This window comes from Actinophytocola algeriensis, assembly GCF_014203735.1.
Classification (GTDB): Bacteria; Actinomycetota; Actinomycetes; order Mycobacteriales; family Pseudonocardiaceae; genus Actinophytocola; species Actinophytocola algeriensis.
On sequence record NZ_JACHJQ010000009.1, the window covers coordinates 167,502 to 189,773 of the forward strand.

The 22,272-nt window shown below is 70.1% G+C and carries 21 protein-coding genes and 1 tRNA gene; 20 read left to right on the forward strand and 2 right to left on the reverse strand.

The features are described from left to right. Positions 1–32 precede the first annotated feature (32 nt). From eno to FHR82_RS47775, 4 genes are all read left to right on the forward strand, one after another. Entirely contained in the window at positions 33–1,319 is a 1,287-nt protein-coding gene (eno, locus tag FHR82_RS36775; protein WP_184815250.1) for a phosphopyruvate hydratase, read from the forward strand. Positions 1,320–1,328: 9 nt separating this feature from the next. Further along, a complete protein-coding gene (locus FHR82_RS36780; RefSeq protein WP_184815251.1) occupies positions 1,329–1,850 on the forward strand; it encodes an FtsB family cell division protein in 522 nt (173 codons plus the stop codon). After that, on the forward strand, positions 1,847–2,356 hold the full coding sequence (locus FHR82_RS36785) for a DUF501 domain-containing protein (RefSeq protein ID WP_184815252.1): 510 nt from the start codon (positions 1,847–1,849) through the stop codon (positions 2,354–2,356). Before FHR82_RS36780 ends, FHR82_RS36785 begins: the two co-directional genes overlap by 4 nt. 317 nt (positions 2,357–2,673) lie before the next feature. Then, complete coding sequence (locus tag FHR82_RS47775) at positions 2,674–3,771, forward strand: lytic transglycosylase domain-containing protein (protein WP_311771453.1); 1,098 nt, start codon at positions 2,674–2,676, stop codon at positions 3,769–3,771. A gap of 63 nt (positions 3,772–3,834) precedes the next feature. Here FHR82_RS47775 and FHR82_RS36795 read toward each other — a convergent pair whose 3' ends face one another. Beyond that, a complete protein-coding gene (locus tag FHR82_RS36795) occupies positions 3,835–4,599 on the reverse strand; it encodes an SDR family oxidoreductase (protein ID WP_184815253.1) in 765 nt (254 codons plus the stop codon). Between the two features lie 75 nt (positions 4,600–4,674). On the opposite strand from FHR82_RS36795, the gene FHR82_RS36800 reads away from it, so the two are divergent. The 7 genes from FHR82_RS36800 to FHR82_RS36830 all read left to right on the forward strand — a co-directional run bounded on the left by FHR82_RS36800 (position 4,675) and on the right by FHR82_RS36830 (position 13,341). Continuing rightward, positions 4,675–5,628 (forward strand): Ppx/GppA phosphatase family protein, encoded by a 954-nt coding sequence (locus FHR82_RS36800; protein ID WP_184815254.1) that lies wholly within the window; start codon positions 4,675–4,677, stop codon positions 5,626–5,628. A 223-nt stretch (positions 5,629–5,851) separates the two neighbouring features. Further along, entirely contained in the window at positions 5,852–7,513 is a 1,662-nt protein-coding gene (locus tag FHR82_RS36805) for a peptide ABC transporter substrate-binding protein (RefSeq protein ID WP_184815255.1), read from the forward strand. A 70-nt stretch (positions 7,514–7,583) separates the two neighbouring features. Further along, the gene (locus tag FHR82_RS36810; protein ID WP_184815256.1) at positions 7,584–8,510 is read left to right on the forward strand and encodes an ABC transporter permease; all 927 of its coding nucleotides are present in this window, start codon (positions 7,584–7,586) and stop codon (positions 8,508–8,510) included. After that, positions 8,503–9,465 carry an ABC transporter permease gene (locus FHR82_RS36815; RefSeq protein WP_184815257.1) on the forward strand — a complete coding sequence of 321 codons (963 nt, stop codon included), beginning with the start codon at positions 8,503–8,505 and terminating at the stop codon, positions 9,463–9,465. The genes FHR82_RS36810 and FHR82_RS36815 overlap by 8 nt, the downstream gene beginning before the upstream one ends. A gap of 2 nt (positions 9,466–9,467) precedes the next feature. Next, positions 9,468–10,484, forward strand: a complete 1,017-nt coding sequence (locus FHR82_RS36820) for an ABC transporter ATP-binding protein (protein WP_184815258.1) — start codon at positions 9,468–9,470, stop codon at positions 10,482–10,484. Between the two features lie 106 nt (positions 10,485–10,590). Continuing rightward, entirely contained in the window at positions 10,591–11,607 is a 1,017-nt protein-coding gene (locus tag FHR82_RS36825; protein WP_184815259.1) for an ABC transporter ATP-binding protein, read from the forward strand. 27 nt (positions 11,608–11,634) lie between these two features. Next, positions 11,635–13,341, forward strand: a complete 1,707-nt coding sequence (locus FHR82_RS36830) for a S8 family peptidase (RefSeq protein ID WP_184815260.1) — start codon at positions 11,635–11,637, stop codon at positions 13,339–13,341. Between the two features lie 109 nt (positions 13,342–13,450). Here the strand turns inward: FHR82_RS36830 and FHR82_RS36835 are convergent, their stop codons facing one another. Continuing rightward, positions 13,451–14,914 carry a S10 family peptidase gene (locus tag FHR82_RS36835; RefSeq protein ID WP_184815261.1) on the reverse strand — a complete coding sequence of 488 codons (1,464 nt, stop codon included), beginning with the start codon at positions 14,912–14,914 and terminating at the stop codon, positions 13,451–13,453. Positions 14,915–14,925: 11 nt separating this feature from the next. Between FHR82_RS36835 and FHR82_RS36840 the strand changes: the two genes are divergently transcribed. The 9 genes from FHR82_RS36840 (at position 14,926) to FHR82_RS36880 (ending at position 22,210) form a co-directional block, all read left to right on the forward strand. Then, positions 14,926–15,645: a uracil-DNA glycosylase gene (locus FHR82_RS36840; protein ID WP_184815262.1), complete on the forward strand. Its 720-nt coding sequence runs from the start codon at positions 14,926–14,928 to the stop codon at positions 15,643–15,645. 463 nt (positions 15,646–16,108) lie between these two features. Beyond that, positions 16,109–16,570, forward strand: a complete 462-nt coding sequence (locus FHR82_RS36845; RefSeq protein ID WP_184815263.1) for an HAD domain-containing protein — start codon at positions 16,109–16,111, stop codon at positions 16,568–16,570. 56 nt (positions 16,571–16,626) lie between these two features. After that, positions 16,627–17,283, forward strand: coding sequence for a DUF4129 domain-containing protein (locus FHR82_RS36850; RefSeq protein ID WP_184815264.1), 657 nt, complete (start codon positions 16,627–16,629; stop codon positions 17,281–17,283). Then, a complete protein-coding gene (locus FHR82_RS36855; RefSeq protein ID WP_184815265.1) occupies positions 17,280–17,729 on the forward strand; it encodes a hypothetical protein in 450 nt (149 codons plus the stop codon). The genes FHR82_RS36850 and FHR82_RS36855 overlap by 4 nt, the downstream gene beginning before the upstream one ends. Then, entirely contained in the window at positions 17,726–18,700 is a 975-nt protein-coding gene (locus tag FHR82_RS36860) for an AAA family ATPase (protein ID WP_184815266.1), read from the forward strand. The genes FHR82_RS36855 and FHR82_RS36860 overlap by 4 nt, the downstream gene beginning before the upstream one ends. Beyond that, positions 18,697–20,079, forward strand: a complete 1,383-nt coding sequence (locus FHR82_RS36865; RefSeq protein WP_184815267.1) for a DUF58 domain-containing protein — start codon at positions 18,697–18,699, stop codon at positions 20,077–20,079. The genes FHR82_RS36860 and FHR82_RS36865 overlap by 4 nt, the downstream gene beginning before the upstream one ends. Continuing rightward, entirely contained in the window at positions 20,076–20,588 is a 513-nt protein-coding gene (locus FHR82_RS36870; RefSeq protein ID WP_184815268.1) for a hypothetical protein, read from the forward strand. Before FHR82_RS36865 ends, FHR82_RS36870 begins: the two co-directional genes overlap by 4 nt. Positions 20,589–20,666: 78 nt before the next feature. Then, positions 20,667–21,992 (forward strand): NAD(P)/FAD-dependent oxidoreductase, encoded by a 1,326-nt coding sequence (locus FHR82_RS36875; protein ID WP_184815269.1) that lies wholly within the window; start codon positions 20,667–20,669, stop codon positions 21,990–21,992. Positions 21,993–22,136: 144 nt separating this feature from the next. After that, positions 22,137–22,210, forward strand: a tRNA-Leu gene (locus FHR82_RS36880). The last annotated feature ends 62 nt before the right edge of the window (positions 22,211–22,272 follow it).

Sequence of the window (22,272 nt, forward strand, 5' to 3'; positions counted from 1 at the left end):
GAGGTATCCCTGAACCGGTTGAGGAGCAGCACGTGGCGGTAATCGAGCAGGTCGGCGCGCGGGAGATCCTGGACTCACGTGGTAATCCGACCGTCGAGGTTGAGGTCGCTCTCGACGACGGCACGCTGGCCCGCGCGGCCGTGCCGTCCGGCGCGTCCACGGGTGAGCACGAGGCCGTCGAGTTGCGGGACGGGGACGCGAAGCGCTACTCGGGCAAGGGCGTGGAGAAGGCCGTCGCCGCGGTGCTCGACGAGATCGGGCCGGAGCTCGCCGGTGTCGACGCCGTCGACCAGCGGATCGTGGACCAGAAGCTGGTCGACCTGGACGGCACGCCGGACAAGTCGCGCCTGGGCGCGAACGCGATGCTCGGCGTCTCGCTGGCCGTCGCGAAGGCGGCCGCGGACTCGAGCGGCCTGGAGCTGTTCCGCTACATCGGTGGCCCGAACGCGCACGTCCTGCCGGTGCCGATGCTGAACATCCTCAACGGTGGCGCGCACGCCGACACCGACGTGGACATCCAGGAGTTCATGATCGCGCCGATCGGCGCGGAGTCCTTCCGCGAGGCCCTGCGCTGGGGCGCGGAGGTCTACCACTCGCTGAAGTCGGTGCTCAAGGGCCGCGGCCTCGCCACCGGTCTTGGCGACGAGGGCGGGTTCGCGCCGTCGCTGCCCAGCAACCGCGATGCCCTCGACCTGATCGTCGAGGCCATCGAGAGGGCGGGCTACAAGCCGGGCTCGCAGGTCGCGCTGGCGCTGGACGTGGCCGCGACCGAGTTCTACTCCGACGGCGCGTACGTCTTCGAGGGCACCAAGCGCAGCGCCGAGCAGATGACCGCCTACTACGGCGAGCTGCTCGACGCGTACCCGCTCGTGTCGATCGAGGACCCGCTGTCCGAGGACGACTGGGACGGCTGGGTGCGGATGACCGACGAGGTCGGCGAGCGCGTGCAGATCCTCGGCGACGACCTGTTCGTCACCAACCCGGAGCGGCTCGAGGAGGGCATCGCCCGCCGCGCGGCCAACGCGCTGCTGGTGAAGGTCAACCAGATCGGCACGCTGTCCGAGACGCTGGACGCGGTCAACCTGGCCACCTCCTACGGCTACCGCAGCATGATGAGCCACCGGTCCGGCGAGACCGAGGACACCACGATCGCGGACCTGGCCGTCGCCACCGGCGTCGGGCAGATCAAGTCGGGCGCCCCCGCCCGCGGTGAGCGCACCGCCAAGTACAACCAGCTGCTGCGCATCGAGGAGATCCTCGGCGACGCGGCCCGCTACGCGGGTGACCTCGCCTTCCCCAGGTACAACCCGGAGAGCTGATCGAGGACGATGGCGGACCGTGAGCCCGGACGGGACACCGAACGGCGGCGCACCACTGGTGGCCGGCGCCCGCAGAGCGTGCGCAGGCCACGAGACGGCAGGCCCGCCCGTCCGGTGTCCCCCGGGCGCACGGCACGCAGCAGGACCGTGCGGGCGGCGGCCACGTTCGGCCTCTCGACCACCCGCCGGGCCGCGGTCTTCGCGATCGTGTTCTGCGCGCTCGCACTGTCGGTGGCGGTGCCGTTGCGCACCTACCTCGGGCAGCGCGACGACGTGGCCCGCCAGGAGCAGCTGAAGGCCGAGCTGCGGGAGCAGGTGGACGCGCTCGAGGCACGCAAGGCCGAGCTGGACGACCCGGCGCAGGTCGAGGCGGAGGCGCGGCGGCGGCTGCGGTACGTGATGCCGGGGGAGACCCCGTACATCGTGGAGTTGCCCGACAACGCGCGGGACGGCATCGAGGAACCGGAACAGGGCAAGGTGAGAGAAGAGTCGTGGTACCAGCTGCTGTGGAACGCGGTGTCGGAGGAGTGAGCGGAGCCCGCGGAGCGAACCATCAGCCGCCGACCGTCAGCGAAGCCGACCGGGACGCGGTCGCCGCCCAGCTGGGCAGGGCGCCGAGGGCGATCCGCGAGGTGGCGTACCGCTGTCCCAGCGGTCACCCGGCCGTGATCAAGACGAGCCCGAAGCTCGAGGACGGCACGCCGTTCCCCACGCTCTACTACCTGACCTGCTCCCGGCTGACGTCGCTGACCAGCACGCTCGAGGCGAGCGGGCTGATGAAGGAGATGACCGCGCGGCTCGCCGAAGACGAGGAGCTGGCCGCGGTCTACCTCGCCGCGCACCGCTCCTACCTGGCGGAACGCGACGCGATCGAGCCGCTCGGCACGGACGTGAGTGCGGGCGGCATGCCCGGCCGGGTCAAGTGCCTGCACGTCCACGTCGCGCACGCGCTGGCGGTCGGACCGGGCGTGAACCCGTTCGGTGACGAGACCGTGGCGCTGCTCAAGGCCGACTGGCCCGCTGGTGACTGCGCCTGACCCGGACTCCCGGTAACTGGTAAACGGCAAGTTTCGCCCACAGGTCGTCCGGTGTACCCGAAAGGGCAACCAGGGGGCCCTATATCTACGTCAGAGATGCGGAAGGTTACGGCTTGACCGTCGGTTGACCCCTTTCTTGTGATGATGGTTCGTGAGACGGTGGCAGGCGGAACACAGGCTGCGACGGACGGCGACCTGTCCGTGGGGCACAGCGAAGGGGTTCGGTACAGGTGAGTGCGCGGAACGGAAAAGCGGCCGAGCGGCGCTTACGGAGACGCCGCAGAAAGCTCGCGGCGGCGACCAGCACTGTGTTGCTGGTGGCCGCGGCCGTAGCGGGTGAACCGATCAGCCTGGCCGCCAGTGCCACCCAGGTCGCGGGTGGCGTCGGCGACGGCCTGAACGGCATGACCGATCCCGGCTCGGTGAGCGCCTCCGGGCGCGTGGCCGAGGACGACGAGATCGGCGCCGACCTGCTCGACGGGGTGGACGACCTCGACCGGCTCCTCGAGCTGGGCAACGACGTGCCGAGCGGCAGGCTCGGCATCAACGGCACGATGCTCGCGGCCTACATGCAGGCGGCCGAGGCGCTCGCCGACACCCAGCCCAACTGCCGCCTCCACTGGTCGCTGCTCGCGAGCATCGGCCGGATCGAGTCCAACCACGCACGCGGCGGCAAGCTCGACGCCGAGGGCAACACCACGCCGAAGATCCTCGGGCCGGTGCTGAACGGCGGCGGTTTCGCCGCGATCACCGACACCGACGGCGGCAGGTGGGACGGCGACGTCCGCTGGGACCGCGCGGTCGGCGCGATGCAGTTCATCCCGTCGACGTGGGAGGGCTACGCCGCCGACGGCAACGGCGACGGGGTGCGCAGCCCGCACAACGTGTACGACGCCACTGTCGCGGCGGGCAAGTACCTCTGCTCCGGCGGTATGGACCTGACCAAGCCGCAGGACCGGGCCACGGCCGTCTTCCGCTACAACCACTCGAACAGCTACGTGGCGACCGTGCTCTCCTGGGCCGACGCGTACGCGGGCGGCGTGGACCCGATGCCGTCCGACCCGGTGCTCCCGGACGACACCGACTCGTGGGCCGCCGGGCCGCCGTCGATCGGCCACCAGCCGCCGAAGCCGACGCCGTCCACGAACACGCCGAAGCCGCCGACGAGCACGTCGAACAAGCCGACGACGACCACCGGCCCGACCACGACGACGACGAAGCCGGGGCAGACGCGGCCGCCGATGACGTCGCTGACCAAGCCGCCGCTGCCGTCGTCACCGACGTGCACGACGACGACCACCACGACGACCACAACAACCACCACCACGACGACGACCACTGAGCCGTCGCCGCCGGAGGAGCCGCCGGCCACGACGACCACGACGGAACCGCCGCCGTCGCAGCCGCCCTGCTGACAGTCATATACAAGGAAGCGCGTCCGGGACATCCCGGACGCGCTTCCTTATATATAGGGGGCGCTACGCGGTCTTGTACATCCCGCCGTCGACGATGTGGTCGGCGCCGGTGATCCAGGCGGCTCGGTCCGACGCCAGGAACGCGACCAGGTCCGCGACCTCCTGCGGTTCGCCGACGCGGCCAGCCGAGATGGACATCGTCTCCGGCAGCACCCGGTCCATCACGTCCTCGGCGGTCGTGCCGAGCTGGGCGGCGAAGACGTGCGCGAACCCGTTCTCGCCGGTCCACATCGGGGTGCGGACCGGGCCGGGCGACACGGTGTTGACGCGGATCCGCGGCGCCAGCTCCTCGGACAGCATCGTGCCGAGGTTCGTCAGCGCCGCCTTGGCCGCGCTGTACGGCGCGATCATGCCGGCGGGGAGCCGCGCGTTCAGCGAGCTGATGTTCACGATCGACCCGCCGTCGCGCATGTGCGGCACCGCCGCGCGGACCGTGCGCACCGCGGAGAAGAACGTGGCGTCGAAGATCCGCCGCCACGCGTCGTCATCGAACGCGAGCGCAGAGGCACCGGGTTCGCTGACGCCGACGTTGTTCACGATCACGTCGATGCCGCTGAACAACTCCACCGCGGCCGTGACCAGCGCGGACGGACCGTCCGCCGTGGACAGGTCCACCGGCACGACCGTCACCCCGTCCACGTCGGCCGCCGACCGAGCGCCCGCGACCACCGACATGCCCTCGGCCGCAAGCGTTTGCGCGATCGCCAGGCCGATGCCCTTCGTACCGCCCGTGACCAGGGCGGTCCTGCCCTTCAGGTTGAGATCCATGAGCACCAGGCTCGCCGAGTCGCGGAGCGGAAGCTGGCGGGAAGGCGACCTGGCGTTCCGCCTAGGCTGGCGGGCATGGCACGTGTTGCGGCGATCGACTGCGGGACCAACTCCATCCGGCTGCTGGTCGCCGACCTGACCGAGCACGAAGACGGGACCGTGCACCTCCGCGACGTGCACCGGGAGATGCGCATCGTCCGGCTCGGCGAAGGGGTGGACGCGACCAAGCGGCTGTCCGACGCGGCGCTCAAGCGCACCAGGGACGCGCTCGCCGACTACACGAGGATCTGCCTCCGCAAGGGCGCGGAGCGGGTGCGCATGGTCGCCACCTCCGCCACCCGCGACGCGACCAACCGCGACGAGTTCTTCGCCATGACCGAGGAGCTGCTCGGTGTCGAGGCCGAGGTCATCTCCGGGGACGAGGAGGCGCGGCTGTCGTTCACGGGCGCCGTCGGCGACCTGGAGCCCGAGGACGGCCCGTTCGTGGTGGCCGACCTCGGCGGCGGGTCCACCGAGCTGGTCGTGGGCACGTGGGACGGCAAGCGCGCCGAGATCACGGGTGCCCTGTCCGTCGACATCGGCTGCGTGCGGATCACCGAACGGTGCCTGCACAGCGACCCGCCCACGGCCGACGAGATCGCGACCGCCAGAGAGTTCGCAGGTCAGACGCTCCAGCCCGCGTTCGACACCGTGCCCGTCGCCGACGCGCGGACCTGGGTCGGCGTCGCGGGCACGATCACGACGCTGTCGGCCGTCCACCAGGAGCTGCCGGAGTACGACTCCGAACGCACGCACCTGTCCCGCCTTTCGCGCGACCAGCTCGGCCGAACGGCGCAGCGGCTCCTTGGTGCCACCAGGGACGAGCGGGCCGCGAACCCGGTCATCCACCCGGGACGCGTCGACGTGATCGGTGGCGGTGCCCTGATCACCGAGGTCCTCGCGGAGCGGTTCGAGCAGGTCGCCGGTATCACTGAGCTGCTGGTTTCCGAGCACGACATCCTCGACGGGATCGCCCTTTCCTTGCGGTGAACCATCACCCGAACAGCCCATTCCGCTGTGGCGCAAGGGGTGCGTGGCGACCGGGTGGTCGATCGCTGCGCGTTACCGCGCCACTCCGCAGCGTCCATTTTGGCGTCTTTGCACGGAGATTGTGATTTCTTTGTGACTCCTGTGCGCCTGGGCGCGACAACTCCGGACCGTTAACGTCCTCTCACATTCCGGGAGGATGGCCAGGTTTGAGGAGGAACCCCCCATGCGTAGACCGCGCTGGTTGGCGGCTGGAGTGATACCGCTCACCGCGGCACTCGCCATCACGAGTTGCAGCAGTGGTGACGAAGGCGGTGGTGAAGAACCTGGCGCGGGTGCCGGGGACCCGGCCAAGAACGAGTCGGTCGAGATCACCGTCTTCGGCAGCGAGCCCTCGCGGCCGCTGGTGCCCGGCGACACGAGCGAGACCGGCGGCGGCAAGATCGTCGACGCGTTGTTCACCGGTCTGATGGACTACGACCCGGTGTCCGGCGAGGCCCGGGAAGCCCACGCGGAGTCGTTCGAGCTGACCTCGCCGACCGAGTACACGGTCAAGCTGAAGAAGGGCTGGACGTTCCACGACGGCACGGAAGTCAAGGCGCACAACTACATCGACGCCTGGAACTACACCGCCTACAGCCCGAACGGGCAGCAGCACGCGAGCTTCATGACGCAGATCAAGGGCTTCGCGGACGTGCACACGCCGGACCCGGACGGGCCGGACGCGCCGCAGCAGCCCGCCACCCCGAAGGCCAAGGAGATGTCGGGCCTCGTCGAGGTCAACGACTACGAGTTCAAGATCCAGTTCACCGAGCCGCACGCGATCTTCAAGGTCAAGACGGGCTACGCGGCGTTCATGCCGATGCCGGACTCGTTCTTCGCCGACCCCGAGACGTGGAAGAAGACCCCGGTCGGCAACGGCGCGTTCAAGTACGTCGCGCGGGTGCCCGACCAGGAGCTGCAGATCGAGCGGTTCGACGAGTACGAGGGCGCCGACAAGCCGAAGATCAAGAAGGTGAAGTTCGTCTTCACCGACGCGGACGCGGCCTACGCCGCGGTCAAGGGCAACCAGCTCGACTTCATGGACACCGCGCCGCCGCAGGCGATCGCGGGCAACGTGTGGGAGACCGACTTGCCCGGCCGCGCCAAGGCGTACCCGGTGATGGCGGTCCAGACCATGTCGTTCCCGGTCTACGACCCGAAGTACCAGAACGTCGACTTCCGGCACGCGGTGTCGATGGCGATCGACCGTGAGGCCGTCACCAAGACGATCTTCGAGGGCAATCGCGAACCGCTGTCCGGCTACGGCATGGACCTGGTGCCCGGCTACGAGGACGGTGCCTGCGGCAAGTGGTGCGAGTTCAACCCGGACGAGGCGAAGAAGCTCTTCGCCAAGTCGGGCTGGACCGGTCCGATCCAGATCACCAGCAACGCCGACAACGGCCACAAGGAGTGGATCGAGGCGGTGTGCGGCTCGATCCAGGAGACCCTGGGCGTCGAGTGCACCTTCGAGCCGGTGCCGCAGTTCAGCCAGGTGCGCCAGGCGATCGAGGCGCGGGAGATGGACCAGCTCTACCGGTCCGGCTGGCTCGCGGACTACCCGCTGATCGAGAACTTCCTGAACCCGATCTACCGCACGGGTGGTTCCTCGAACGACAACGGCTACTCCAACCCGGAGGTCGACGCGAAGCTCGCGGCGGCCGACAAGGCGGAGACCGAGGAGGAGGCGTACCAGCTCTACCACGAGGCGGAGGAGCTGATCGCCGAGGACATGCCCGCAGTTCCGCTGTGGAACACCCCGTCCATCAGCTGCTGGTCGGAGCGTCTCACCAACGTGCGGCTGACCCCGAAGCGTGAGCTGGACCTCTCGTATGTCGAGGTCAAGTAACCGCTGAGCGGCCGTGGGCCGGCTCCCCTGGACGGGGGCCGGCCCACTCGGGGGTCTAGGGAGAAAGATCATGGGCCGATATGTCCTTCGCCGTCTGCTGCAGCTGATCCCGGTCTTCGTCGGGACCACGTTCCTCATCTACTTCCTGGTGTGGGCGGTGCCCGGTGACCCGTTCACCGGCATGTGTGGCGAGCGGCCGTGCCCGCCGCAGTTCGTCGCGGCGATGACCGACAAGTACAACCTCGACGACAACGTCGTCGTGCAGTACCTGAAGTACATGGGGACGCTGCTCACCGGCGACTTCGGGCAGACCTACGCCGAGCAGCCCATCGGCGACATGATCGCGAACGCGGCGCCGGTGTCGGTGCGGCTCGCGGTCATCGCGGTGATCATCGAAGCCGTCATCGGTGTCACCGCCGGCATCCTCACCGGGCTGCGCGGCCGCGGCTTCCTCGACAACCTGGTGCTCGTCTCGACGCTGTTCCTGATCGCGATCCCCACGTTCGTCACGGGCTTCGTGATCCAGATCGTGCTGGGCTTCCAGCTGGAGATCCTCACCCCGACCGTCTCGACGGAGGCGAAGTGGAGTGAGCTGATCATCCCCGGCTTCGTGCTCGGCAGCCTGTCCATGGCGTACGTGTCCCGCCTGACCCGGGCGTCGATCTCCGAGAACAGGCGCGCCGACTTCATGCGCACCGCGCTCGCGAAGGGCCAGCCGAAGAGCCGGATCGTCGGCGTGCACCTGCTGCGCAACTCCGCGATCCCGGTGATCACGTTCCTCGGCACCGACATCGGCAACCTGATGGGCGGCGCGATCGTCACCGAGGGCATCTTCGGCATCCACGGCATCGGCAAGCTGATCTTCGACGGGATCAACGACAAGCAGGGCGCGATCGTGACCGGTGTCGTCGTGCTGCTGGTGCTGGTCTTCCTGCTGGTCAACCTGATCATCGACCTGATGTACGCCGTTCTCGACCCGAGGATCCGCTATGACTGACCCGACGACGGCGGCCGCGGGGACCGCCCCGGACCTGGGCGCCTCGGCCTACGTGACGGCGCCTGAGCACCAGATGAGCGGGCCGGGCAAACCACGCAGCCTGTGGTCGGACGCGTGGCGCGACCTGCGCCGCCGCCCGCTGTTCATCATCGCGGGCGCGGTGATCGTGCTGCTCGCGATCATCGCGATCTTCCCGAGCTGGTTCACCTCGGTCGACCCGAACCACAAGGACCTGTCGCACTCCCGCGAGACCCCGTCCGGTGCCGCGTGGTTCGGCTACGACCTGCAGGGCCGCGACGTGTACGCCCGCGTGGTGTACGGCGCGCGGTGGACACTGCTCGTCGGCCTGTCCGCGAGCGTGCTCACGGTGCTGATCGGCGCGTTCTTCGGCATCATCGCCGGCTACTTCGGACGCTGGATCGACGGGTTGATCTCCCGGATCGGCGAGATCTTCTTCGGCCTGCCGTTCGTGCTCGGCGCGATCGTGATCCTGAACCTGGTGCGCAACGCGGAGATCCGCGGCGCGCTGCCGATCGTGTTCGCGGTGGTCGCGTCGATCGCGGTGCTGTCGTGGCCGGTGGCGATGCGGATCATGCGGTCCGCGGCGATCACGGCGAAGCAGCAGGACTACGTGAAGGCGGCGCGGGCGCTCGGCGCGTCGGCACCGCGGATCATCTTCAAGCACCTGCTGCCGAACTGCCTCGCGCCCGTGCTGGTGTACGGCACGATCGCGCTCGGCGCGTTCATCGGTGCCGAGGCCACGCTGTCGTTCCTGGGCATCGGCCTGCGCGACCCCGCGGTGTCCTGGGGCGTGATGATCTCCGACGCGCGCAACTACGTGCGGGTGGCGCCGCACATGCTGTTGTTCCCTGCGGGTTTCCTGACCGCGACCGTCCTGGCGTTCGTGATGCTGGGCGACGCGGTCCGTGAGGCCCTCGACCCGAAGTTGAGGTGAGCATGGCGGACTCCTACGAGCCGGGTGCCGTACCGGACGGGCCGCTGCTCGAGGTCGAGGACCTGTACGTCGAGTTCCGCACCCGCGACGGCGTCGCGAAGGTGCTGAACGGCGTCAGCTACCACGTCGACGCGGGGGAGACGCTCGCCGTGCTCGGCGAGTCGGGTTCCGGTAAGAGCGTGACCGCGCAGGCGATCATGGGCATCCTCGACACCCCGCCGGCGGTCGTCACCGGCGGCGAGATCCGCTTCCACGGCGAGAACCTGCTCGCCGTGGGCGAGGAACGGCGCAACGAGGTGCGTGCCGAGGGCGTCGCGATCATCTTCCAGGACGCGTTGTCCGCGCTGAACCCCGTGTACACGGTGGGGTTCCAGATCGAGGAGCAGCTGCGGGTGCGCCAGGGCATGTCCCGCCGCGACGCCCGCGACCGCGCCGTGGAGCTGCTCGACCTGGTGCGCATCCCCAACGCGGCACGGCGGGTGCGGCAGTACCCGCACGAGTTCTCCGGCGGCATGCGGCAGCGCGCGATGATCGCGATGTCGCTGGCGCTGGACCCGGAGGTGCTGATCGCGGACGAGCCGACGACCGCGCTCGACGTCACCGTGCAGGCCCAGATCATGGACCTGCTGAAGGAGATCCAGGTCGAGCGGCGCATGGGGCTGATCCTCATCACCCACGACCTCGGGGTGGTGGCGGAGGTCGCGGACCGGATCGCGGTGATGTACGCGGGCCGGATCGTGGAGCACGCGGACGCGGTGTCGCTGTACCGCACCCCCGGGCACCCGTACACGGCCGCGCTCATGGACTCGCTGCCCCGCCTCGACCAGAAGGGCTCGACGCTCAACACGATCAAGGGCCTGCCGCCGAGCCTGCTGAACATCCCGCCGGGCTGCCCGTTCCACCCGCGCTGTCCGCGCGCGGAGGACAGGTGCGCGGTGGAGGTGCCGCCGGACCACCGGTTGGGGTTGGGGCGCACGTCGAAGTGCCATTTCGCGGAGGAGCTGGTGAGCCGTGTCTGAGCGGAGCTTGCGGAGCGAAAAGTCCGGCACTGAGCGGAGCTTGCGGAGCGAAAAGTCTGGCACTGAGCGGAGCTTGCGGAGCGAAAAGTCTGGCACTGAGCGGAGCTTGCGGAGCGAAAATCCTGGCACTGAGCCGATTCTCGAGGTTCGCGACCTGGTCAAGCACTTCCCGGTGCGGGTCGGGGTGCTGTTCAAGCACACGGTCGGGCAGGTGCGTGCGGTCGACGGTGTGTCGTTCGACCTGAACAAGGGTGAGACGCTCGGCGTGGTCGGCGAGTCCGGCTGCGGCAAGTCGACGCTCGCGCAGGTGCTGATGCGCCTCGAGCCGCCGACCAGCGGCACGGCCCGGTTCAACGGCCGCGACATCTTCGCGATGCGTGGCGCGGAGCTGCGGAAGCTGCGGCGCAGCATCCAGATCGTGCTGCAGGACCCGTACACGTCGCTCAACCCGCGCATGACCGTCGGCGACATCGTCGGTGAACCGTTCGAAATTCACCCGGAAGTGGCGCCGAAAGGTTCGCGGGCGGGCAAGGTGCGGGAGCTGCTCGACGTGGTCGGGCTCAACCCGGAGCACCTCAACCGGTACCCGCACCAGTTCTCCGGCGGGCAGCGGCAGCGCATCGGCATCGCCCGCGCGCTGGCACTGCGGCCGGACGTGATCATCTGCGACGAGCCGGTGTCCGCTTTGGACGTGTCCATCCAGGCGCAGGTGATGAACCTGTTGGGGGACCTGCAGTCCGAGTTCGGACTGTCCTATGTGTTCATCGCGCACGACCTGTCCGTGGTGCGGCACCTTTCCGACCGGGTGGCGGTGATGTACCTCGGCAAGGTCGTGGAGATCGGCACCGAGGAAGAGATCTACAACCACCCCATGCACCCGTACACGCAGGCGTTGCTGTCGGCGGTGCCGGTGGCCGATCCGACCGTGCGCGGGCAGCGACAGGTCATCCGTCTTGAGGGTGACGTACCGAGCCCGGTCGATCCGCCATCCGGGTGTCGTTTCCGCACCAGGTGCTGGAAAGCGCAGGAGATCTGCGCGCAGGAGGTACCCGAGCTGGAGCCCCGTGGCGGGGGGCATCCGAGCGCGTGTCACTTCGCTGAGGAAAGATCGGTCGTGCCCTGACGATCGTTCTCGGCGAGGAGGAAGTGCGTGAAACGGAAGTGGGTCCTGACGCTGCCGGTGGTGCTCGGCGCGGCGGTGGTCGCCGCACCGACGGCGGCGGCGCAGCCGGAGCTGTCCGGTAGGAACGTCGAGTACAGCGTGCTCGCGGCCGACGGTGTCGGTGTGCGTGCGGTGGAGAGAGCTGTCGAGGCCGCCGGTGGCACGGTGACGCGCAGCAACGCGGCGGCCGGGCTGCTGACCGCGTACGCGCCGGAGAACGGTTTCACCGACCGGCTGGCGTCGGTGCCGGACGTGCTCTACACCAGTCGCACCGTCGCGATCGGACACAGTCCGGACGGGCGCAGGGCCGTCGACCAGGACGAGGTCGAGAAGGAGAACCGCGGCCACGGCCGCCACGGCGAGCGCAAGCCGGCGCCTGCGGGGATGGACCCGCTCGACGGGCAGCTGTGGGGCCTCACCTCGGTCCGGTCGGACCTCGCGCGCACCGAGCAGCCGGGGGACCGGCGGGTGAAGGTCGGCGTCCTCGACACGGGTGTCGACGGCTCCCACCCCGACATCGCGCCGAACTTCGACACGAAGCTGTCCCGCAACTTCACCCACGACATCCCGGCCGACGAGAACGGCAACGCCGTCGACGGCCCGTGCGAGTTCCGCGGCTGCGTCGACCCGGCCAACTGGGACGACGGCGGGCACGGCACCCACGTGGCGGGCACCATCGCCGCCGCCGCGAACGGTTTCGGCATCTCCGGTGTCGCACCGGGAGTGTCCATTGTGAACATCCGTGGTGGACAGGACTCCGGCTACTTCTTCCTGCAGCCGGTGGTCGACGCGCTCACCTACGCCGGTGACGCCGGGCTCGACGTGGTGAACATGTCGTTCTACGTGGACCCGTGGCTGTACAACTGCCAGTCGAACCCGGCGGACACGCCCGAGCAGCAGGTGCAGCAGCGCACGGCGGTCAAGGCGATGACCCGCGCGCTGGACTACGCGCACCGCAAGGGCGTCACCCAGGTGGTGTCGCTCGGCAACAACCACGAGGACAACGGTGCTCCGCACGACGACCCGGGGAGCCCGAACTTCCCGGTGGGCAGCCAGCACGACCGCGTGATCGACAACGAGTCCTGCCTCGTGATGCCGGTCGAGGGCCCGCACACGATCGGCGTGTCCGCGTACGGGCCGACCGGCGCGAAGGCCGACTACTCCAGCTACGGCCTGGAGCAGATCTCGGTGTCCGCTCCGGGTGGCTACTACCGCGACGGTTTCGGTACCGAGCGCTTCATGACGAACGAGAACATGATCCTCTCGACGTACCCGAAGAACGTCGGTGTCGCGGAGGGCACGATCGACCCGGCGACCGGTGAGGTCACGCCGGACGGGGTCGAGCTGGGCGTGCAGAAGGCGTGCCGTGGCGCGGACTGCGGTTACTACCAGTTCCTGCAGGGCACGTCGATGGCGTCCCCCCACGCGACGGGCGTGGCGGCGCTGATCGTGTCGGAGTACGGCAAGTTCCGCGGCGGCAAGGCCGGCATGGACCCGGACGACGTGCAACGCGTGCTCGAGGAGACCGCGTTCGACCGACCGTGCCCGACCCCGCGCACGGTCGACTACTCCGACGAGGGCCGGGACGACTCGTTCACGGCCACGTGCGCGGGTGACGAGCAGTTCAACGGCTTCTACGGCAACGGCAACGTGGACGCCTGGGCCGCGGTGACCCTGGGTCGCCGGTACCTGTAGCTCTGACAGCGGGCCGCCGTGCGTTTCGCGCACGGCGGCCCGTTCTCGTGACCGCGGGGTCCGAAGGTGCCGAGTGGACGGTCGCCATGCGTGACGACCGCTCCTGGGCCTACCGGTTCGACGCCGAGCGGATGAACTCCGCGATGTCGTTCGACTGCTTGATGCGCGACGGTTCGTGGGCGTACATCATGTGCCCCGCCTCGTAGTAGGCGACCTCGATGTTCGACCGCAGGTCAGCAGGCAGCTGCAGGTGGGCCAGCACGTGCTCGGTCGCGAAGTACGGTGTCGCGCCGTCGTGGTAGCCCGACGCCACGTGGACCTTCAGGTGCGGGTTGGCGCGCATCGCGGCGCCGAGCTTGTCGGTCACCGTGACGTGGGAGTTCTCGAACTCCTTGTAGGACCAGCCTTCCGCGGCCGCCATGCTGAGGATCTCGTACGGCAGGTCGTTCGGGTACTCCAGTTCCGTGCGCACGTAGTGGTTGAGCGCGGCCGTGTACGCGCCCTTCAGCGCGGTGAACGACGGGTCGTCCTCCCAGTGCTCGCGGCCGTAGTCGGGGTCCCAGCCGGTGAACCGGCCGTCGAGCCTGCCGACGACCTGCCTGCGGTCGCGCAGCAGCTCTGTGTAGAACCGGACGTGCTCGACGCGCAGGTCGACGCGGTCGACGTAGTCCTCGGAAAGGCCGGTGAGTGCGGCGAACCTGGCCACCGCCGCCGCACGGTCCTCTTCGGACAGCCGGCTGCCCTGTGCGAGCGCCCACGGGTAGTCGCGGTTCGCGAACTCCTCCGCGTCGGCGAGCACGTCGGCGAGCGGACGGTCACCGTGCAGGCCGTGGTAGTGCGCGATCGCGGCGTAGGTCGGCAGGAACGTCACGTACGGCAGGTCGTTGCCGGTGGTGAAGTCCAGCGAACCGAAGTCCAGCACCGCGGAGACGAGGATCAGCCCGTTGAGGTACATGCCGTGCCGCTGCTGCAGGTGCTGCGCGAGCCCGCCCGCGCGGGTGGTCCCGTACGACTCGCCCGCGACGAACTTCGGCGACAGCCACCGGCCGTTGCGCGTCGTCCACAGGCGGATGACCTCGCCGACGGACTCGATGTCGGCCTCGAAACCGTGGTAGTCGGCGGGTTTCTCGCTCTTCGCGGCCCGCGAGTAGCCGGTGCCGACGGGGTCGATGAACACCACGTCGCTGTGCGCCAGCAGGGACTCCGCGTTGTCGACCACGCCGTACGGCGGCGGCTCGAGCGCCCCGGCGTCCCCGGACACGACGCGGCGCGGGCCGAACAGCCCGAGGTGGAGCCAGACGCTGGACGAGCCGGGGCCGCCGTTGAACGCGAACGTCACCGGCCGGGTCGCGGGGTCGGCGTCGTCGAGCGTGTACGCGGTGACGAACACCTCGGCCCCGGGCAGGTGCCCGTCGAACTTGCCGTCGGTGAGCACCTCCTTGCGCAGCACGACGCGGCCGGTCGTGGCCGTGTAGTCGAGCTTGCCGCGGCCGGTGGTGAGCGTGTGTGAAGTGGTGACGAGGTCGTCGGTCGGTTCCGGCGGGGTGCGGTCCTCGTCCTGTGTGTCTGCCATGGCCGCACCCTATGTGGTTTGGCAAGCTTGGCGGGGTGCCCGACCTCGCGGATCTGGATCACCGAGTCACCACCTGCCGCCGCTGTCCCCGCCTCGTCGAATGGCGGGAGGAGGTGGCGCGGGTGAAACGCGCGTCCTTCGCCGACTGGGACTACTGGGGGCGCCCGGTCCCCGGCTTCGGCCCCGCGGACGCGTCGATCGCGATCGTCGGCCTGGCCCCGGCCGCTCACGGCGCGAACCGCACGGGCCGCATGTTCACCGGCGACCGCTCCGGCGATGTCCTGTACGCCGCACTGCACGCGGTGGGCCTCGCGTCGCAGCCGACGTCGACCCACATCGGCGACGGCCTCGAGCTGTACGGCGTGCGGATCACCGCGCCCGTGAAGTGCGCCCCGCCGGAGAACAAGCCAACCCCGTCCGAACGCGACAACTGCAGGCCGTGGCTCGCGGAGGAGCTGTCGCTGCTGGCGCCGACGCTGCGGGTGATCGTGGTGCTCGGCGCGTTCGGCTGGCAGGCACTGCTGCCGGTCCTGTCGGCGGCGGGGTGGCGGATCCCGGTACCGCGGCCGAAGTTCGGGCACGGGGTGACCGTGGCCCTGGCGGGACCCGCGCCGCTGACGCTGCTGGGCTGCTACCACGTGAGCCAGCAGAACACGTTCACCGGCAGACTCACCCCGGCGATGGTGGAAGCCGTCCTGACAGCCGCGAAAGACATCGCGGGCGTGGAGTGAGCCGGACGCAAGTCCACCACACGTCTGCTGTCTGCCATCCCGTCGACCTGGCGAAGCCCGATCACACCGGATCAAGGGGGCACCAGCAACGAGACCGACGCCAACCACCACAGACCAGCGCAACAAATAACGCGACGCGTCCCCCGCCGGAACAGGGTGGGTTGGGTCACCATGCGCGGGAACTGTGCGTTGGGGCCGCCCGTTGTACTGAGTGCAGCCCTTCGACCGTCGGCTTCGTGGCGGAGTAGGGCGTTTGTCCGTTCAGAGCACCGCCAGGTGCTGGACGGAGGTACGAGATGTGGGCAGGATCCTGGCCGTCGGTAATTGGTTTCGGGTTGTTTCTCGCATGGACCGTGGTCGTGGTCCGGGAGTTCACGCGTGGCCAGCTCATCCGCTCAGGCCGACCGTTCACGGTGCGGCTCGGGAGGTTCTCCCTCGAAGTCGGGCACAAGGTGGATGACGCGTGAAACCCCTGCTGTTCCTCGACATCGACGGGGTGCTCAACCCGTGGGCGGCGCCCGCCTGCCCACCGGGCTACGCCGAACACCGGTGGCGGACCAGGAAAGCGTGGTTGTCACCCGCACACGGCCACGCACTCCGAGCGCTGGCCACTTGCGCTGACCTGGTCTGGGCCTCCAGCTGGGCCGACGACGCGAACACCCTCGCAGGCAAGGCCCTCGGCCTGCCGCCACTGCCCACCGTCACCTTCGCGGGGCCGCACGCCGACACCGGCCCGGACTGGAAGTTCCCCGCCGTCGGCCGGTTCGCGTACGGGCGGCCGCTCGTCTGGTTCGACGATGACTTCGAGCTGCGTCCCGGCGCGAAGGACCGGTTCCTCCGCCGCCGTGACCAGCCGACGTTGCTCGTCCCCGTGGATCCGGCCGTGGGACTGACTCCGGCACGTCTCGGCGCTGTCACCGGCTAGACCCGATCCGGGCAAACCTCGCGCGATACACGCGGTGTCCGGCATGCTGTCCTGTCATGGGGGGCAAACGGCCGGTTTTGCTGTTCGCCGCCGCGGCGTTGCTGCTCGTTGTCGTCGCGGCGCGGGGGGCTTCGCCTGTGCCCAGCTCGATCAACGACGTGTCGATCGGTCGGGGGCTGCCCTCGATCTCAAGCGACCGCGGCTCGGTTCCCGGCAACGGGCCGTTGTCCTCGCCGGGGGACCCGGAGACGCTCGCCAAGGTGGTCGTCGCGTTGGTGGTGATCCTCTTCGTGCTGGCCATCGTGATGTCCGTGCTCAGCTGGTGGCGCACGCGCCGCAGGCTGGGTGTCGGCCACGTGGTCGAGGCCGTCGAGGGCACCGTCGACGGCGTGCCGCGCTTCCGGCTCAAGGAGGCCGTCCGGCACGCGCGTGACGTCCTCGCGCGCGAAGGCGGCGCGCCCCGCGACGCCGTGATCGAGGCCTGGGTGATCCTCGAGAACGCGGCCGAGCACAAACGGGCACCGCACGAGACGGCCACCGAGTTCACCGTCGCGTTGCTGGCGGAGGAGAAAGCCGACGAGGCGGCCCTGCGTGAGCTGCGCACCCTCTACCAGCGCGCCAGGTTCGGCACCGGCACCAGCGGCACTGTCGACGACGACGGCGCGACCCGGGCGCGTGCCGCGCTCGACCGGATCCTGGCCACCATCCGATGACCCTCAAACGTGCCGCGCTGTTCGCGGTCGTCGTCGCGGCGGCGGTGGTCGGGGTCGCCATCTACGCCATGTCGGTGCCGTGGGGCTGGGCGCTGCTGATCGCGCTGCCCGCCGCCGTGCTCACGCTCGCGGGCTGTCTCCTCGCGGGCACCTTCGACGCCGACTGGACCGCGGAGCCGGACCCGCCCACCGCGAGCGTCACCCTGCACGCCACGTTCCTGACCGAGCGGCTGGAACGCTCCGCCATCGACCCGTACCGGTTCACGTCCCGTGTGCGGCCGCGCCTGCGCCGGATCGCGCAGTCCACGCTCGGCCAGGACCTGGACACGCCGCACGCGCGGGAACGCCTCGGCACCGACCTGCACCGGCTGCTCACCGCCAAGGACGCCCAACTGCCACCGCCGAAGACGTTCGCCGTGCTGATGCGGCGCCTGGAGGAACTGTGACGACGCTGACCACCACCGACATCCGTACCGAGGCCGACGCGGTCCTGTCCGCCGTCGGCCAGGTCGTCGTCGGCCGGGACCGGACGTTGCGGCTCGCGCTGGCCGCCGTGCTGGCGGGCGGGCACGTGCTGTTCGAGGACGTTCCCGGGCTCGGCAAGACGCTCATGGCGCGCTGCCTCGCGCAGGCGCTCGGCCTGGAGTTCAAGCGCATCCAGTGCACCCCCGACCTGCAGCCGGCGGACATCACCGGCTCGTTCGTCTACGACCCCACCGAGCGCGATTTCAGCTTCCGCGAAGGCCCGGTGTTCGCGGGCCTGCTGCTCGCCGACGAGATCAACCGCACGCCGCCGAAGACGCAGGCCGCGCTGCTGGAGGCCATGCAGGAGAAGCAGGTCACCGTCGAGGGCCGCACGTTCGGCCTGCCGCGCCCGTTCCACGTCCTCGCCACCTCCAACCCGGTCGAGTACGAGGGCACCTACCCGCTGCCGGAAGCCCAGCTCGACCGGTTCCTGCTGCGCCTGGACATCGGCTACCCGCCCGCCGACGAGGAAGCCGAGGTGCTGCGCCGCCGCCTCGCCAGGCAGCGCGAGGAGACCGTGCTGGCGCCGGTCATCGACGCGGCCCGGCTCGCCGAGCTGCAGGCCGCGCTCGAACGGGTCGCCGTCGACGACGACGTGCTGCGCTACTGCGTCGACCTGGCCGGTGCCACCCGCACGCACCGCTCGGTCGAGGTCGGCGCCTCACCCCGTGGTTCGCAGGCGTTGCTGCTGGTGGGACGGGCCATCGCGGTGCTGGACGGCCGCGAGTACGTGCTGCCGGAGGACGTGAAGGAGTGCGCGGTCGCCGCGCTCGCGCACCGGCTGACGCTGCGGCCGGAGACGTGGAGTTCCGGCGTGACCGCCATGCAGGTCGTGACCGAGCTGCTGGGCCAGGTGCCCGGCCCGGCGACCACGCGGCCGGACCGGCCATGACGACCGGGGCGCCGACGCGGATCCGCGAACCCAAGGCCGTCGCCTGGTTCCTGGCCCGCCGCGCGGTCCGCCTCCAGGGCTGGCGGCGCACCGACGCGCTGGTCCGCGCACTGGTCTGCGGGGCAGGGCTGATGCTCGTCGGCCTGGTGATGCACCGCGTCGAGCTCGCGCTGATGGGGCTGCCGCTGGTGGTCGGCCTGCTGCTCACGAAGACCCCGTCCGGCACCCCGTCGGTCACGTCCGCGCGGGGTCCCGACACCGTCGACGCCGGCCTGGACGCGGTGGTCGGCGTGACCGTGAAGCCGGGGGAGGGCGCCGTGCTCAGCGCCCTGCGGATGCCCCTGTCGACGACTCCGGGTGTCGGCCCGGTGCACCTGCTGCCCGCCGCCGACGGCGAGGTGCGGACGAGGCTCGCGTGGAACGCCTGGGGCCAGGGCATCTACCTGCGCCCGGACTACCTGTTCGCGAGCCACGACGGGCTGCACGTGTTCGGCCCGGTCGTCGGCGTCGCCGCGCGGCACACGGTCCTGCCGCCCATCGAGCCGCTCGTGCCGGGGCCGCTGCCGCCGCGCGCGGCCGGGCTCGTCGGCGCGCACCGCTCCACCCGCGCCGGTGACGGCATGGAGCTGCGGGACATCCGCCCGTTCCAGCCAGGAGACCGGCTACGCCGTATCGACTGGCGGGTGACGCTGCGGACCTCCGCCGCCGTGGGCGGCGCGCTCGTGCCCCAGGCTCTGCACGTCCGCGAGCGGCACGCCGAGGCCGACGCGGACCTCATCCTGGCGCTCGACACCCGCCTCGACGTGGCCCGTGAGGTCGCCGAGTGGAACGCCCACCCGGTCGGCACGGACGTGCGGCAGGGCGGCAGCCTCGACCTCGGGGTCCGCGCGGCGGCCTCGATCGCCGCGGCGTACCTGCGCAACGGCGACCGCGTCGGGCTCATCGACCTCGGCCACCCGAGGGGCGGCGTGCCGGCGGGGGCAGGCCACCGGCAGCTCCAGCGGATCCGCCACCAGCTCGTGCACACCGCCCGCCGGGTGGAAGGCAGCGGCGACCCGGTGCTCAACCACGCGCAGGTGCCGCCGGGCGCGACGGTCGTAGTGCTGTCGCCGTTCCTCGACGACCAGCTGGTCGACGTGACCGTGCGGCTCACCCGCCGCGGCAGGGTGGTGCTGGCCGTGGACCTGATGCCCGCCGAGCTGGCGGCGGACCGGACGACACCGTGGGGCGCGGCGGTGGTGTCGATCGTGCGGGCCGAGCACGCGATGCGCCTGCGTGCCATGGCCGGGCACGGTGTGGTCGTGGTCCCGTGGGGCCACGACGGCGCGGGCGGCCAGGTCGCCGCGATCCTGCGCCGGACGAGGGGGCGGCGGCGATGAGACCGGACGCGCTGGAACTCGGCAGGGGAGTACCCGCCGCCCTGCTCCGCGTCGTGATCCTCCTGGCAGGCGCCGCGATCGTGGTCGTGCCGCTGCAGGAGGGCATCACGATCGGCACGCTGTTCCTGCTGCTGCCCGCCGTGCTGGCGTCGGCCTACGCGCCTGCGTCGCCCGCGCCCGCGGCGGTGATCGTCGTGGTCGCGGTGCTGCTCGCGCTCGCGGGAGAGGACCCGCTGCGGGCCGAGGTGCTGGTCATGATCCCGCTCGTGCACCTGTTCCACGTGGCGTGCGGGCTCGCGGGCGTGCTGCCCGCGTCCGGGCGGGTGCACCTGCGTGCGCTGCGGTCGACCGCGCTGCGCTTCCTGCTGGTCCAGGCGGTGACCGCGGCGGTGGTGGTGCTGGTCGCGCTGCTGCCGACCGGGCGGACGCACCCGGTCGTCGAGGTGCTCGGCCTGGCCGGGCTGGCGGGTGTCGTGCTGGTCGTCGTGTGGCGCCAGCGTGTGAAATAGGTGTGTGGGGCACCACAGCGAGGACTGTCACAGGCGGGGCGCTGGGCGTGCGGCAGGTCCGGGTGACACCATGGAGATATGGCGCGAGGACTTTCGCAACCGAAGCGGATCGTGATATTGGGCGGCGGCTACGTCGGCCTGTACGCGGCTCTGGGACTCCAGCGGAAGCTCAAGGGCAACGAGGCGTCCGTGACCGTCATCGACCCGCAGCCCCACATGACCTACCAGCCGTTCCTGCCGGAGGCCGCGGCTGGTGCGATCGAGCCGCGCCACGTGGTCGTGCCGCTGCGCAAGACGCTCAAGCGCTGCCACGTGCTGACCGCGCGCGTCACGAAGATCTCCCACGCCGACAAGTGCGTCGAGATCGAGGCACCCGACGGCCACACGGAGCAGGTCGGGTTCGACATCCTCGTCGTGGCGCTCGGCTCGGTGGCCCGCCTGATGCCGATCCCGGGTCTCGCGGAGCAGGGCATCGCGTTCAAGACCATCGGCGAGGCCATCTTCCTGCGCAACCACGTGATGTCCAAGCTGGACGCCGCGGCGAGCACAGTGGACCAGGAACTGCGCCGCAAGCTGCTGACGTTCACGTTCGTCGGCGGCGGGTTCGCCGGCATCGAGGCGCTGGCCGAGCTCGAGGACATGGCCCGGTTCGCGACCAGGTACTACGAGAACATCGAGCCGTCTGACCTGCGGTGGGTGCTGGTCGAGGCGGCGGGCCGGATCCTGCCGGAGGTCCGCGAGAGCCTCGGCGTCTACACGGTGCTGCAGCTGGAGAAGCGCGGCATCGAGGTCTACCTGTCCACGCTCGCGAAGTCGTTCGAGAACGGGCACGTGATCCTCTCCGACGGCACCGAGTTCGACAGCGACACGATCGTCTGGACCGCAGGCGTGAAGGCCAACCCGGTACTGGCCACTTCGGACCTGCCGCTCGACGAGCGCGGCCGCCTCAAGGCGACGCCCACGCTGCAGGTCGAGGGCCTGCCGGACGTGTGGACCGCCGGTGACAACGCGGCCGTGCCGGACCTGTCGCGCATCGAAGAGGACCCGAGTGCGCTGTGCGCCCCGAACGCGCAGCACGCGGTCCGCCAGGCCAACCAGATGGCCAAGAACATCGTGTCCGTGCTGCGTGACAAGCAGCCACGGGATTACTTCCACAAGAATGTCGGCTCGGTGGCGAGCCTCGGCCTGCACAAGGGCGTCGCGGACGTCTACAACGTCAAGGCCAAGGGCTTCATCGCGTGGGGCATGCACCGCGGCTATCACGTCGCGCGGGTCCCCACGTTCAACCGGAAATTCCGCGTAGTAGCCGACTGGTTACTGAGTGGACTGTTACGCCGCGAGGTCATCTCGATGGGCCAGATCAACAATCCGCGAGCCGAGTTCGATCGCGTGTCGCGAAGCTGACTAGCGCGTTTTCGACAGACACCGCCAGGTAGCCTTACCCAGTCCAGGACGGGTAGAGCCAACTGGCGTATCGCGGATTGGTCCAGCGGCAGGATTTTCCGAAAACCCGTCCGTAGCCACGTGATCACGTCCTAGGCTGCGGCTGCCCCCGTAGCCCAACTGGCAGAGGCAGCCCCCTTAAAAGGGGTGGAGTGCCGGTTCGAATCCGGTCGGGGGCACAGCGATTCTCACCTTTCTCGCCCGTTCTTCGCGACTCCCAGCAATTGCACTGACACGCAGT